The sequence below is a fragment of the Beijerinckia indica subsp. indica ATCC 9039 genome (genome assembly GCF_000019845.1).
Classification (GTDB): Bacteria; Pseudomonadota; Alphaproteobacteria; order Rhizobiales; family Beijerinckiaceae; genus Beijerinckia; species Beijerinckia indica.
In genome coordinates, this window is sequence record NC_010578.1 from 1 (window position 1) to 14,623 (window position 14,623).

The window sequence follows — 14,623 nt, forward strand, 5'->3', positions numbered from 1 at the left end:
GTCTCGTCAGGCAAGATGATTTAATTGATCGCCCCTCGGAAAACTGGCACCGAGAGGTTCCAACAGAAACGTCCAAGCGATCGCATGAGACAAATTGTCGCTGGAATTTCCGGAGGTCCCTTAGAATGGGGCCCTTGTCAAGGTTTGCGCTATATAGTGCTTACTGCTCCGTAGGAGCCCAGCGGATTGATTTACCTCAAGAAGTTCGTTTCCTGTAACACAGCACTAGAGCGCTTGCATCCATCGCTAGCGGCTAGATGCTCAATTGAATTATGGCATTTTCATGGAGATTCTATGATCTCAGTTTCTATATCATTTATTTTTCAATAAATTGATAATGGCATGGATTGCATTTCTGCCATAGTTTTAATATCGTGAATAAAAAATTATATAGTGTCAATTGAAGTCCGCAAGATTTAGGTAAAAATTCTTGGCGTTCATTAAGGCATCAATTTATAATGATGCCCGCAGGTTTGTGTTCAATAAATAGTATATTATCGCTGTAAATGGCTTAATATAATTAGTTTATATTATGAGTTTACATGTTATAATTTGTATAGTATCGGGAGATGGTTATCTATGCTTGAAGATACTATGCTTGTTCTGCCGAGCTTCTCTCCCTCCACCGCAGATAACGGATCCATAGGCGATCACGTCGTGATCGACGGGGTCTCTATTGGCCTCGACGAGATCGTCAATTCTGCCATTTTCACCCCGCAGACCGTGAAAAACCTCAACAAAGCGTTCCTCGCGGCGAAGCCCTTTCCATATCTCGTCCTCGACGGCCTCATCAACCCGCGCCTGCTCGAACTGATGCTCGTCGATTTCGAGCGCCTCAACTGGAACGATTGGCGTCGCCACGACAATGTCAATGAGTTCAAGCGCGGATCCGCGCCGAACACACGGTTCGGCAATGCCAGCCAACTTTATTTCGATACGGTCTATTCTGGCCGTTTTGTCGAATTTATGGAAAATGTAACAGGAATTGAAGGTCTTATTACGGACCCTGCGCTCTATAGTGGGGGGCTCCATGATATTCCGACTGGTGGCAAATTCGCAGCCCATATCGACTTCAACCAACATCGCGTGACACGGCTCGACAACCGTCTTGTCTTCATTACCTATCTCAATAAGAATTGGCGTCCCGAATATGGCGGCGAGCTCGAGCTTTGGGATATGGACAAGGATGAGCCATCTGTCCGCGTCATTCCGGAATTTGGCCGGTCGGTCGTGTTCTTACAATCCTCCAAGAGCCTTCATGGCCATCCAACGCCTGTGAACGCTCCGGACGGGCGCCACCGGAGGTCAGCGGCCACCTATTTCTACAGCAACGTAGGCACTGCCAAGGCCGGGGAAGCCTATCACCCGACCCAGTTCGGCAAAACTGTCTCATTGGTGCAGAAACAGGAAAAATTGAAGAATACGCTCAAATATTTCACGCCACCCGTTCTGATAGATGTTGTGCGTAAATTGGCATCTGCGCGACATCCTAGCAAAACCAATCGCTAGAGCATTAGACCAAAAAAGACGCCCTTTTTGGAAGAATTTGGGGCTTCAATAATCGAAAAGCAAAAGACTTGCGACCATCGATCAGCAAATAATCGATGGTCGGTCATCTCCTTCGAAACGAGCCAAATTCACCGCAGAACCGCTTTGGCGATCGTTACTCCGCTGCATGGACGCCCGGCTCTGGAACCATTGCTGATTTTGCAGATATCCGATGCTTCGGCCAAGTGGCGACGACATCCAGAATCTGATCGACGGTGATGGTGGTCATGCAACGGGCGGCATGGGGACAATTGCCTTGCAGGGGGGTGAACCAGCAAGGCCGACAATCAAATTCCTCGCGGCTCTGCACGATGCGCGAAAGTGCATTATAGGGATGCGTTTCCAACGGATTGGTCGGGCCGATTGGAGTAATGGTCGGCACGTTATAGGCGGATGCCGCAATGTGGCCGAGCGCGGAATCGCTGCCGAGAAAGCCCCAGGACCGGGACAGGACAAACTTGGTTTCATCGAGACTAGCGCCCGAGATCAGGCTGATCCCCGGTTCTGGCGGCGTGAAAGAGGGGATCAGATCCTGATCGTCCGGGCCGAAAAGGATCACGAAGCGCAAGTCTGGATCGTATTTGCGCAGGCCCGCAATGACGTCTTTGACAAGCCGCACCGGGACGCGCTTCTCAATGCCTGGTCCACGGCTGCTGCCAGGATGGATCGTGAAGAAGCGGGCATTGGTCAGGCCCTGAGCCTCCAAGGTCGCCATGGCCAATCGCCGCGGTTCTTCGGCGATGGGTAAGGGAAAATCCGGCTCTTCGACCTTATGTCCTGTCCAGAGCGATAGAGTTTGGAGCATCCGGTCGACGCGATGGACAGCCGGATCGATAGTGTTGCGATGTGTGTAGAGCCAGCCGAGGCGGTTCCCGTCACCGATGATCGTCGAAACCCCAGTCACGAGGCGCAGCAAAAGGGGAACCAGTGGCGTGATCCGCGTGCCGATATAGACCGCCTCGAAATGATATTGCCGCAAGGACCAAAAGAACCGCAGCAAGTCCAGTTTCTCGCTATTGGGCGGTACTTCGAGGATCTTGTCGATAAGGGGCGATTTGGCCAGCAAGGCGGCCTGCGCCTTGCCGCGCACGATCAGCACGATCTGGGCGGCGGGGTGAAGCCGCCGCAGCTCTGACAAAACGGGCACCGTCATCAAAAGATCGCCGAGGCCCCAATGTTGAAAGATACCAATGCTCTTCATGACAAGATATCCTCCGCTCCCTTCACAGCGCCCCGGCGGGGAAAAAGAGTCTGTATATAGGCAGGGGTGAAGTTTGCTCCGACCCAGACGCCATGTTTGCGCCAGACGAACCAAAGCATGAATCCATACATGCCGACGAAGGTGCCAGCCTGGATTACGGCCGTGACGATGACATCGAAACCGCCGAATATCCAAACCAATAGAGCCTCGCTCATCGTCGCGCAAATCAAGATGGCGAGCACAATATTGGCCCGGCTGGTCATTTTGAGGATCTCATCGACCGGGCCCCCGACACACTCCCCTAATGTGCCGAAAAGCAGAATGGCAAGAAGGAGGGCCGAGGCACGATAGCTCTCGCCAAAGATCAGGCCGATGGCAAATGGCCCGAGCAGAAGCGTGCCGGCGAGCGCCACGAAACTAACGAGGGTGGCAAGCGTCGCGACTTTGGAACTCTCGATGGCGATCTCCTGCCAATCGTTACGGGCAGCATGACGCACGATGACCGGACGAATAGTGAAACGAATAGCCGCCATGACAGCGGCAATGGCGACATTGAGCCGTGAGGCGGTGCCCAGAGTGGCAGCGGCGGCGGCACCATGAAAGGCGCCGATGCCCCAGACTGGAATCCAGTGGATCGAGCTTTGAAGGACGCGCGAAAGGCCAATCGAAAATCCGAGCCGCATCGCGGGTCGCAGCGATACAGGCTCGGAGGAGGAAGGAAAGGTAGAATAATAGAAGCCTGCGGTCGCGAGGGCCGCCACGCTGCATAAAAGGCCCCCGATGATCGTCGCGACAAGTGTGGCCTGGATATCAGGCGTCGTCGCAAGCGCAAGATAAGGCACGGAGGTCCCGAACAAGGCGATGTTCATCGCGGGATAGAAGAAAAATGCTCCCTTGCCGCTTTCGCCGAGGGCGACGAGCACTTGAGCGGCAAAGAATGTCGCGCCGTAGCAGAGCCACCAAATAGCCGCGAGGATGATCAGGCTACGGTCTTCGCCATAGCCCCCGTTGAAGAGCTCTGCAGCCGTCACGCCGAGAATGAGCATGACCAGGGAAGTGCTCCCCGTGGCAAGCGCGGCGCGTCGAACCAATGGCCGGATCTCATGTCGACGGTCGAGGGCGTCGGCATGCGCGACCGATTTCACAATTCCATCGGGAATACCAAAGCCGACAAAGACATAGGTCGCGTTGATGATGCCGAAAAGTTGCAAATAAATGCCAGCATCGCCCTGAGACAGTCTGCGTGTGATAAAAACCATGACCACGAATTGCAGAACCAGGGAAGCATATCTGAATATAATGGGATACAGATAGCGCACGGTATCTTCTTTCGTCGTCACACAACCAGATATCGCCAGGCTGTCCGTAGAGGCCCGAACATCAAACCAAAAATGAATGTCATTTTTGGGTATATTTGAGTTGTTTTCAGGAATCTAGAGCATCAGACAGGAGTTCCGAAGTCTGATGCTCTCGCTCTCAATTATCGATGCTTTCGTAAAACGCGTTTTCCAATTTCAGGAAATGCGCTTTCCATGTCCAATCGTTAAGAATGCATTCACGCGCGGCGTGGCCGAGTTTTTCCGCTAAGACACGATCGGACAGAAGCCGGATGACCGCATTGGCGAAATCCGTCGGTGAATCGGCGATGAGCAATGTCCCAGGCGGTGCTGAGACACCTTCATTCGCCACGGAGGTCGCGACGATCGCCTTGCCGCTCGCCATGAACTCGATGAGCTTGTTTTGCATACCACCTCCCGCCTGCATCGGGTTAATGCAGACAGCGGCTTCGGAGATCAAAAGGGCGGGATCGGGCACAGTGCCAGTCACTGTGACACCAGGCAATTTGCCCAGCTCACGCACCTCAGCACTGGGTTCCCGGCCGACAATCGCCCAAGTCGCGTTCGGTCGTTCCTGAAGCACGGCGGGCCATGCATTTTTGGCGAACCATTGGACAGCCTGAACATTGGTCGGAGTACGCATCACACCAGAGAAGACCAGATGATCAGGTTTCACCTGAATGTCTTTTCGCGGCGTAAACCTGGTCACATCCGTGCCATGCGCGCCAAAGACGAAATTGTCGATCTCTGGTTGTTTGTTCTTGCGGCACGCAGTCCTGATTTCCTCAACGTCACTTTTGCCGATGAGGACCGATTTCGTGAAATGCCTCCAAACGTGCGATTCATAGCGCTCGACGAGCCGGCTCTCGAATTCATAGAAGAGCTTTAGCGGAATATTCGGCGCCTGCTTTGCAATGCGCTTTGTATTCAGGGTCTGCGACAATTGTAGGGCAAGAAAACTGGCCGGCCGGCCGGCCCTCTGATATTTTGGCGTTCCCGCGGGAAAACCCAGTCCCTTCGTCACTTCCGCGCTGCGGAAGTAATATGTATAAACGATGTCATATTCGTTGTTATTGATGTGTTCACGAACCTCGCGGATCTGCTGAGGATGCGAAAACAACCCGACCTGCACGGGGACACGCTCAGTCAGGACACGCGTCAAACCGCGAAGAACCGACCATCTGCCGAACTTATAGGCCTGGCACAATTCCGTATGCTGTCTGAGCCACTCACGATCTGCTTCGGTGGCCTGGCCACCGGTATCGAGATAAAAGAGGCTGACTGCATGGCCGCGCGCATGCAGGAAAGCGATGAGATGGGCGACGGTTAACTGGTCTGCGCGCCGCATTGGCAAGGGAGTGCGGCCATAAATGATGCAGATCCTCAACTTGCGTTCAGCAGGCTCTACATCGGGTTCAGTCGGAAATAAAATGTCGTGGCTCGACACCTTAACTCTCTCCCTGGCTGCATTAGGTTACTGGGAAGTAAGACGTCTATCAGTTAAGGCCGCCCCCACCACCCCATCGTCAACTGGAAGTGGCTCTCGTTATTCGGCCTGAAATATCACGCTTCTCACGCGAGATCCACTATATGCCTGCATATCTATATAGTGGCCTCGCAGATATTACCAGCATAACCTCTTACTACATTGCCATGATGGTTTCCCCGCATGGCTGGCATGCATTCCGTTCCTCACATCCTGTTATAGAGACAAGTCTTCCACAGCCAGCGGCCATAGTGCCATCGATGCCAAGAGCGACCATACCGACGACGTTCATGGCTGGGACCGTCGGAACGCATTCGAATTTTTACTAAAACATCGCTCGTTAATTCGGCCTCAAGAACGATGGTCTGGATTGTTGGAACGTGTCAATTAATTCAAAAGAGTCACCACCTTTGAATTGATGCTCTATCGTCTTGGCATCACTCCGATCAATGGGTCCGGCAGGCGATCTTGCTTCGGCGTCAAAAGAGCGTCGATGGAGCCCTTGGCGCCTATGTACGAACGTCAGGTAAAGAAAATGCGTCACTTTAACAAGCTAATGCATGATGCGGACAATCATGACCGGAATAGTCTCGAATTTTTGCGCGCCGTGCGGATCGAGAACTCATTGATGACCTAAAGCTGTTTTCGTGCCAGATCAAGTTCAAAGTTACGTGAAGGCATGGAGAGATTGTGTGTTATGGACAACGCGACGATCCAATACATCACGCCCAAAGGTTCTTTGACAATCTTTTGGCGAGATAATCGGGGAGAAGGTCTTCAATCTATGAAGCCACGTAAATTGTTCTCCTGAAATTAAAATATGCTAAATAGGCCTTGCTTCTTGATGCCTCGGGGAAATTGTGAATGACCGTTGCCAGACGCCGCACATTGACCAATATACAAATTCTGCGCGGCTTCGCAGCCGCCAGCGTCGCTCTTGCTCATGCCGCAAACCAGTTTCCTGAGGTCGGATCAATACCTCGTATCGACGCTGCCCAGGCTGGTGTTGATGTATTTTTCGTCATCAGTGGCTTTATTATGGTCTATGTGACCTCAACGCGTCCACAAACCAGCAGCCAATTCCTTTTGAACCGCGCCAGCCGCATCGTCCCAAATTATTGGTTCTACACTTTGGCGACGGCGGCACTCGCGATTGCGGCCCCTGCGGTCTTTCGCGGCACGAGCTTCAATCTCCCCCATCTCATTCTTTCCCTTTTCTTCGTCGCGCATCCCAATCCGGCATTGGACGATTCAGTGTCCCCACTACTGCGCGTCGGTTGGACACTGAATTATGAGATGTTTTTTTATCTGATCTTCGCCATCGGCTTGCTGCGGCCGCAATCGAAGGTGACGACCTCCGTCGGGATCATCATTTCCCTTGTCTTCCTTGGCTTTCTTCTGCCGGATCCCGGCCCTGTCACACGATTCTATACGCGCGACATCATGCTCGAATTTGTTTTCGGAATGCTTCTCGCGATCGCCTATCTGCGAGGGCTGCCCAAGCTCCCTGTGTCCCTCATTCTCGCGGCCTGTGCCGGAGCCGTCTTCTTCATGATCCTGTCGGATGATGTTGCGGAGAACACGCATGCCGTGCGCAGCATCTTCTTTGGTCTCCCTGCCCTCGTGATCGTGGCTTGCGCCCTGATGCTTCCCGATCATGACGACGGCTTTGGCCATGTGATCCTGACCCGTATCGGCGATGCGTCCTATACGATCTATCTCTGCCATCCTTTCATACTGACCCTTTGCCGTGTCGTTGCCGTTCGTCTCGGCCTGCAGCCCATGAGCCTGTTAGGAAACATAACTTTCATGCTTGGCGCCACGGCGGCGGCCACTGGCATCGGCTATCTTGCCTATCTGTTCATCGAGGTGCCGATTGGTCGGTCGACGAAACGTCTTTTTATCCAACCACGCCTTCGCGCGGTGGATCCGTAATGCGGATGGAGGTGGAGGCGATCACTTTGGGAAATCTCGCATGTTTGCTTTTTTCAGCACAAGCAAACATGCGAATTGTGTCCCATCAGCCATTCTCTACAACTGATGGTCTTATACCAAGGGGCGCGGATCGCGCCTTCGCGTTCCAGAATGTTCTTCTTTAAATTCCTTCGGGCGAAGAACATTCTGACAACTGCTAAAAAGCCCTGATCGTTCTATCAATCGAGATCAGAAGCGATGATTATAGATCTTTGGAAACACATAAATTCAAACCAAAAGCTGCCCCACTTTTGGTTTGAATTTCCTGTTCCCCTACCGTCACGTCTCACGGGCAATGAGACTTGGTAACGGAGCTGATTTGGGACTGGAGCATCAGACACTCAAGGTGATGTCTGATGCTCCAGATTTTTGAAGGGGCATTAGGCATTAGATTAATCCCGAGAGCGCGATCAACTTTCAGGTCTGTTACTTCTGCCCCTGTCAGATCCTTCTATCGAACCCACCTGCGCAACCCGCCTGGGTAGATCGAACCTCTACGCCTTCTGGAAGCACTTTCCTCTTCCAGATCGCCACCGTAATAACTTTCCGTATATTGCATGCCACTGAAAGACCTCATCATTTTGAGGTCGACTTTATTGAGCACGACGCCAATGCATTTCCGCATGACGGTATAATTCTTCGTCAATGCGGCCTTGGCCTGCACTTTCGTCGTTTTTCCCCATTCTACAACCATCACGAAGGCGTCGAACATTTCCGCAGCCGCGCGGACGTCAACGACAGGGTCCAGAGGCGGCAAGTCGACGATGATATATTCGTACCCCTCTCTTCCGAGATATTCCAGGACGGTGCCCATGGCTTCCGATGCGAGCAAGTGGCTCGGATGCGCCAACTGCTGTCCCGCCGGACCGGGGAGGAAAACAAGACCGGAATCGTTCTCGACAAGCATGACCTCTTTCAACGACGACACGCCTCGCAAAAGTTGCGTTAAACCGACTTGAGCGGTCGGACTCAAGGCTAGAGTCAGCCGGGAACGATGCAGGTCGCCATCGATCAAGATGGTTTTGATGCCATGACTGGCAATCAGCGTCGCGAGGTTTTTGGAGACGATGGTCTTACCCTCGCCAGAGACCGAGGATATGACGCCAATGATTTTGGGGCGCTTGCCAGTCAAGGAAATATCGACTGCAACTTTAACCGCTCGCATCGTCTCGGAAGCCATCGAGAAGGATTGATCGAGGGTAAATTTCATCCGCGTAGGCAATGCGCCGAGTTCGCCCGCTCTTCCAGGTTGGGCCGGCGCGGCAACTTTCTCAGCTGGCAAGATGGGCAATACACCCAGCACATCGAGACCGAGTTCGGATGTAACCTGCGCTTCGGTCCAGAATCTCCGATCGAGGGCATCCCGTGCCAAGGCCGTTCCACAACCGAGAAAAAGCCCGCCGATCAGACCGAGTCCCAGGACGAGAAACGGACTCCTCGCCACGGCGATCGGCTTGGCCGCGTCTCCGATGATGCGCGCCGTGCTGCCCGGGAAGGATTCCTGCTGCATTGTTTGCTGATAGCGTTCCAGATTGACACGATACAATTCTTTAAGAGTATCGGCCTCGCTCGTCAGCTCACGCAAGTGCACCATGACCTCGTTATTTGCCGAAGCCTGAAGCATCAATTCGTTGACGTTCTTGTTGATCGCGTCGAGATGGTCCTTCGCGATCTCATAATCGCTCTTGTAGGTTTCACCGATATGGCGCAGTTCCTCGAACAGAAGAGCTTCATAGTTTTTGATCTCCGCGCGCGCATTTTGCGCGGAGGCATGGTTCGCGCCCCATTTCTGTGAAATATATTGCTCTCTTTGCGAAGCATCTGCGAGCTTCAACCGCAAAGCGTCGATGACTTTGCTGGAAAGCGACTCCGTCACGGCTGATCTGACGTCACCGGAGGCGAGAATGGCATCAATTCTGGTTTTCTTGGACTCGGCGTCGGCCACCTTCTGACGGGCATCGGCAAGCTGGGCACTCGCCTTCGAAAGCTGATCCTCGTTGACCAGCATCCCGTTGATGGTTTGCAGATTATGGTCCGCGCGGAACTTCTGGACTTCGAGATCGGCCGCATTCGCCTTCACTCTCAGCTCCGCGATATGGGCTTGCAGCCAGGTTCCGGCCGTTTCCGCCGCGGCATATTTGGCCTTCAGCTGATCCTTGAGATATTGTTCGGCGAATGTATTCGCTATTTTCGCGGCAAGCACCGGGTCCCGCCAAGTGAACTTGACTTCAATGACGAAGGTCCTGCCCAGCCTTTGTACGGATACATTATTGATAAGAGTCTGAACGATTTGGCGTCTCAATTCATATTCGGCATCTTTTGGATCTGATTTCATGCCGAATAAATGTCCGATCCCCCGCGCGGTGGATTTCACAAAGCCCACGACCGGGGTAATAACGGGAATCCATGTGGGGAGGAATGACGGCTCTTTCTCGAGATTGAGCGCATCGATGACGGCCAAGACCACGCGTTCAGATTTGAGGATTTGAACCTGACTGTCCGTATAGCCCGTATCGGCGCCGGACGCTGAACGCGTCACATCATAAGCATCGGATACCGCTGAGACACGCGGGGCATCCGTGAGAATGTCCGTGGTCGCCGTATAGATGGGTGGTGCCACGAGCTGATAGAGAGCGGCAACGACAAGCCCCGCGACGACCCAACCGCAGATCCATTTCCATTGGCGTTCTATAATGGCCTTGATATGCGCGAAATTCCAATTTTCCCGAGCGGATTCCCCGGATATATCGGTTTGTTCCCGCAGACGGTATGTCTCAACAGATTTCAACATTGTGTTGGGATCCATGCCTTATTTTAGCCACTGCCTGAAATTGTCTATGGCTATACATCATGCTTGATTAAGATCGAACCCCAAGAATTATTCATTTAATAAACCTCATTCAGGCTGGGTATTTTTACCTGGCGCAAGGAAAACCTATCTTTACTAAGATATTGAAAGTTACCGCTCAGCTTGTCAAGATTGCCCCCGTCTGGCCATGTAAGGGATAAATTGAAAGCGTCTTGCCCTGAGAGACTTATTTATCGCAGCCCCAGATGATCGTTTTATGGCGCCAAGACGCCTTGATCATGGAAAGGGAGATTTCCGCAAGGATCTGGTGCTCTTTGTCGTAGAATTTCCATCAAGACATCGCAAAACCCACCCCGTCTGGCAAGGTTGGTTCACATTATCCTGCAATGCGTCGTATATTTCCTTATCGAAACAAAAGAGCTCTGGCCACCATCCGGCCATCATGATACACGGCTCCATCTCTCCACCATCACTACCATCTGGTGACAGCTCTGGTTGCATTGCTTGAAACCTTTACCGCTCCATTCTATAGTCTCCCCGGAGAGATCAAATGAAGCTGAATAGTGGAAACAGTTTTTCCCTCGCGACCATTGAAGACAATCGCCGATATTACGATGGGTTTTATCCTGGCTTTCTGCTTCTGAGGCATGCGCTGGCCTTTCTCATTATCGCAGTCCACACACGCGGACTCGTTATGGGCGTCAAACATGCCAACCAGTTTGTCGGACAGACGGCCCCTGGCGTCAGCAGCTTTTCCGATTTTATCGCAACCCTTTTTTCCTCCGCCGCCTTCCGGCCGCTTGGGTTCGCTTTGGTCGGCGCCTTTTTCGCGGTCAGCGGCTTCCTCGTATCGGGAAGTGCCATCCGCACGGGCAGTATTCGCACATTCCTCGCCTTTCGCGGCCTCAGGATTTTCCCCGCGCTGGTTTCCGAAGTGACGCTCTGCGCCTTGCTCCTCGGCCCTCTGACGACCACAGTTCCGCTGTCCGATTATTTCTCTGACCCTCAGTTCAGAGTCTATTTCCTGAACATACTCGGAATAGCGCATTATACCCTGCCGGGCGTCTTCGAGAATAATCCCATGCCGCGCATCATCAACGGCAATCTGTGGACACTCGCCCCTGAATTTTATTGTTATCTGATCATGGCCGTCGTGATGATGTTCGGCATTCAAAACAAGAAGCGGCTGTTCGGTCTGATCATCGTCGTCCTCACGCTGGGCATATTCGCAAACGAGCTAACTGGCTTTCTCGATCTCCCCACGCGCGCGCCATTGGTCTCACGCTTCAGCGTCTGGTTCGTCGTCTATATGTTCTTCGTCGGCGTCGTCTTCTATCTCTTTTCACACAAGATCATCCTCAATTTCTATCTGTTCCTGGCCTGTGTCCTCGGCTATTTCAGTCTGATGATCATCGGGGGCTTTGACACCATTTCCGCCTGGCTGCTTGGTTATTGCGCGATCTATGTCGGCATGATCGATACAAGGTGGTTCGATAGGCTGATCCGGAATTCCGATTATTCCTACGGACTCTATCTGTATGGTCTGCCCATTGGGCAATTGATGGCGCTTTTGCTCGTCGTCAAATTCGGCGTTCCGCAAAACAACGGCACGATTATCCTGCTTCTCACCCTCACGATCGTCTTTACGATTGCTTTCTCGGCCGTATCCTGGACATTTGTCGAGCGTCCCGCACTCAAGTTTAAACGCATTCTGGCGGCTAAACGGCCAGTCGAACGCCAACGTGAGGATATTGCGATAGAGGCCAGCAGCAGCTGAAGGCCCTTGAATAGCTTGCGATGATCGTGGAGTTTTGACTCTTTCGCTGAGCAGCCCTGCCCGGCCAAAGCCGGGATTGGCAGACTTTTTTTAAGCAAAATCAATGCTGCTCAGCGTTCAAGCCGAAGCCAACGGAGAGGCAATAGGAGGCTTGAATATTTTGCTGTCGAGCTGTCCTGAGCTCTTGTCAGAAGCTGTTTACGACCTTCGTTCCGATGCGAGGTGTGTTTAAAAAAGTTTATAATTCAGTGCCAGATTTCCTTGCGGCACGCCCTGCCATGATGCCTTTCTATCTTCTGCGGTCCGATCCCAGGACCGATAGACTCCTCCAGTTCTTGTCCTCGAACGTTTGCTCTTTACCGGAAAACACGAACATTCGAGGCTGTTCGAATGGCCATGAAAATCGACTATTCGAATTCTAGCGGAAAAACCTCGGGGACCGACTGATCCTGACATTTGCGGATGTCAATGTCCGGGTCGGACCACTAGGAGATTTTGGGCTCCCTCCGGCATGTCATGTCCTCGAGGCTGCCTCGTGCCCGATGCCGTTCCCACGTGCCTCGGGTTGATCCTTAATCAACGAACAGGTTCGGTATGGTGAAGAGCAAACTTCTCAAGTTGCGCCGTACTCTCGTGGCTCTCCACTATGTTCCCTTGCGCAGGATTTTATTGCGCGGCCGTCGGGAAATGCGTTGGCGACGCTTGTTGAAATCGCCCAAAGTGGCCTCCGCTCCAGCCCTTTCTGCAGCGCAGCGCACCCAAATCATCACGCTTCTCACGACGCCCGCCTTCACGAAGGCGGCACGGAAGATCGCCGAGCTCACGGCCAGTTCCTTCCTTTACGAAGCTGATACCGATACGCTCATCTTCATTGCGTCAGGCGATCGCGTTCGCATCGACGACATTGATGATGTCGCCTGGACAAAAAAGGGCGGCATTCCGGCCAGCGACGTCAATCGCAGTTTCTTTATGAGCTTCGTCGAGCAAGCGACCTTGGTGAAGGGTGATCCGCGCACCGATCTCGAACAGATCGATCGCTATGTCGCCCGCCTGGTCAAAGCAGCCCCGATCGCCGGCACTTTCCTTCCCATCCCATGGCATTCATTGACCGTTGCTCGACGCGCCATCAATCTCCTGGCGGCCTTGTCCTTGTTGCTGGAGCGCGATCCATCCCTGGCCTCTCATATGGCCGTCACTTCTCTCATCGAGCACATTGCGCTTCTCGAGCAACTCATCGCCTACCTGCGTGAGGATGATCTCGGCTATAATCATCTCGCCAGTGAGGTTTTTGCCCAATGCCTCATCGCCTATGCCTTCGGCACGGATCAGCGGTTCGAACGTCTGATCGCAGAATTCCTGGATGTCATCGACGCTCAAATCAGCGCCGACGGAATGCAGTTGGAGCGCAGTCCCACTTATCAGGCGCATGTGCTCGGTCACGTCGACGTGCTCCTTGCCGGCAATATCCTGCCCGAGGCCTTCGCGCCGCGCATGCGTGACATCGCCTCGCGCATGCGCGAGGCACTGGCCATTTTGACACATCCCGATGGTGGTATTGCGGTGTTTAATGATGCTGCGGTCGGGGATGGTCCCACACCCGCAGCACTCGGGGCCTGGCCGCGCGTTTGGAGCGAAGGCGTCGTGGCTCTTCCCGATGCCGGCTATGCGCGGCTAAGAGGTGGAGATCTCGTAGCGATCTTCGATGCCGGCCCCTGTGGTCCGGATGATAATCCTGGCCATGCCCATGCCGATTTTCTATCCTTCGAGCTCTCCTTGGGCGACAAGCGTCTGTTCGTCGACCCGGGAGTTGCCTCCTACAAGGCGAGTCCAGAACGAGATCGATGCCGGTCGGCTGCATCGCATAATGGTCCAACCTTCTTGGGCCTCGAGCCGATCGAGTTTATCGGCCCATTTCGCGTGAGCCGACGCGGACGCGCCGAATTCTTCACCGAAGCGTCGCTTCCAAAGATCGGGGCACCTGTCATGGCCGCGGGCTGGCAGAACGGGTTTGATCCTTTTGGCGGACGTGTCTCGCGGTGGCTTGGCCTCTGGCCTGACAGCATCCTGACAAGCGTCGATCTGTGGACGGGGCGTGGTGACCTCGAAGCCGTCTCCACCTTTCTCGTACCCACCATCTGGCACATTCAGGAGAAAGATTCAAAACGGATCGTGTTCGGCTGTGAGGAAACCGGGGAACGCGTTATTCTTCGGGCTCTTAAGGGAACGCTGGCGATTGGACACACCATTAAATATTTCCCGACCGGACCTCGTTGTCCCGAGCCCGCCCAGGAAGTCGTTCTGCATCCCGATGGTCCGACCTCCGATAAACGCGTCGCAGCTCTGATGATCGCCAAGACAGATGCGGCCATGGACATTGGCCTAGACGCTTCAGCATTGGATCGGGTCATCTCCACGCTTGAAGCCACTCAGCCGAAACGACACGGATGAGGTTTTCACTCTTTGAAACGCATCCGCCCCAAAAGTGGATATC

8 protein-coding genes are annotated in these 14,623 nt (G+C 53.4%); 4 read left to right on the forward strand and 4 right to left on the reverse strand.

The window, feature by feature from the left end; all coding sequences use genetic code 11:
• Positions 1 to 579: 579 nt before the first annotated feature.
• The gene (locus BIND_RS19660; protein ID WP_012382794.1) at positions 580 to 1,509 is read left to right on the forward strand and encodes a 2OG-Fe(II) oxygenase; all 930 of its coding nucleotides are present in this window, start codon (positions 580 to 582) and stop codon (positions 1,507 to 1,509) included.
• 154 nt (positions 1,510 to 1,663) lie between these two features.
• Here BIND_RS19660 and BIND_RS19665 read toward each other — a convergent pair whose 3' ends face one another.
• The 3 genes from BIND_RS19665 to BIND_RS19675 form a co-directional block, all read right to left on the reverse strand.
• Positions 1,664 to 2,749, reverse strand: coding sequence for a glycosyltransferase family 9 protein (locus tag BIND_RS19665; RefSeq protein ID WP_012382795.1), 1,086 nt, complete (start codon positions 2,747 to 2,749; stop codon positions 1,664 to 1,666).
• A complete protein-coding gene (locus BIND_RS19670) occupies positions 2,746 to 4,089 on the reverse strand; it encodes a lipopolysaccharide biosynthesis protein (RefSeq protein ID WP_041779137.1) in 1,344 nt (447 codons plus the stop codon). Before BIND_RS19670 ends, BIND_RS19665 begins: the two co-directional genes overlap by 4 nt.
• Positions 4,090 to 4,225: 136 nt before the next feature.
• A complete protein-coding gene (locus BIND_RS19675; RefSeq protein ID WP_012382797.1) occupies positions 4,226 to 5,533 on the reverse strand; it encodes a glycosyltransferase in 1,308 nt (435 codons plus the stop codon).
• A gap of 903 nt (positions 5,534 to 6,436) precedes the next feature.
• Here BIND_RS19675 and BIND_RS19680 point away from each other — a divergent pair.
• Positions 6,437 to 7,507, forward strand: coding sequence for an acyltransferase family protein (locus tag BIND_RS19680; protein ID WP_012382799.1), 1,071 nt, complete (start codon positions 6,437 to 6,439; stop codon positions 7,505 to 7,507).
• 490 nt (positions 7,508 to 7,997) lie between these two features.
• On the opposite strand, the gene BIND_RS19685 is transcribed toward BIND_RS19680, so the two are convergent.
• Positions 7,998 to 10,337: a polysaccharide biosynthesis tyrosine autokinase gene (locus BIND_RS19685; RefSeq protein WP_012382800.1), complete on the reverse strand. Its 2,340-nt coding sequence runs from the start codon at positions 10,335 to 10,337 to the stop codon at positions 7,998 to 8,000.
• Positions 10,338 to 10,905: 568 nt separating this feature from the next.
• On the opposite strand from BIND_RS19685, the gene BIND_RS19690 reads away from it, so the two are divergent.
• Entirely contained in the window at positions 10,906 to 12,132 is a 1,227-nt protein-coding gene (locus BIND_RS19690) for an acyltransferase family protein (RefSeq protein ID WP_012382801.1), read from the forward strand.
• 594 nt (positions 12,133 to 12,726) lie between these two features.
• A complete protein-coding gene (locus tag BIND_RS20370; protein WP_012382802.1) occupies positions 12,727 to 14,580 on the forward strand; it encodes a heparinase II/III family protein in 1,854 nt (617 codons plus the stop codon).
• The last annotated feature ends 43 nt before the right edge of the window (positions 14,581 to 14,623 follow it).

Bases quoted from the DNA above. Each gene is read 5' to 3' on its own strand.
- BIND_RS19660 (WP_012382794.1), top strand. From the start codon at position 580: ATGCTTGAAGATACTATGCTTGTTCTGCCGAGCTTCTCTCCCTCCACC.
- BIND_RS19665 (WP_012382795.1), bottom strand. From the start codon at position 2,749: ATGAAGAGCATTGGTATCTTTCAACATTGGGGCCTCGGCGATCTTTTG.
- BIND_RS19680 (WP_012382799.1), top strand. From the start codon at position 6,437: ATGACCGTTGCCAGACGCCGCACATTGACCAATATACAAATTCTGCGC.
- BIND_RS19685 (WP_012382800.1), bottom strand. From the start codon at position 10,337: ATGTTGAAATCTGTTGAGACATACCGTCTGCGGGAACAAACCGATATA.
- BIND_RS19690 (WP_012382801.1), top strand. From the start codon at position 10,906: ATGAAGCTGAATAGTGGAAACAGTTTTTCCCTCGCGACCATTGAAGAC.
- BIND_RS20370 (WP_012382802.1), top strand. From the start codon at position 12,727: ATGGTGAAGAGCAAACTTCTCAAGTTGCGCCGTACTCTCGTGGCTCTC.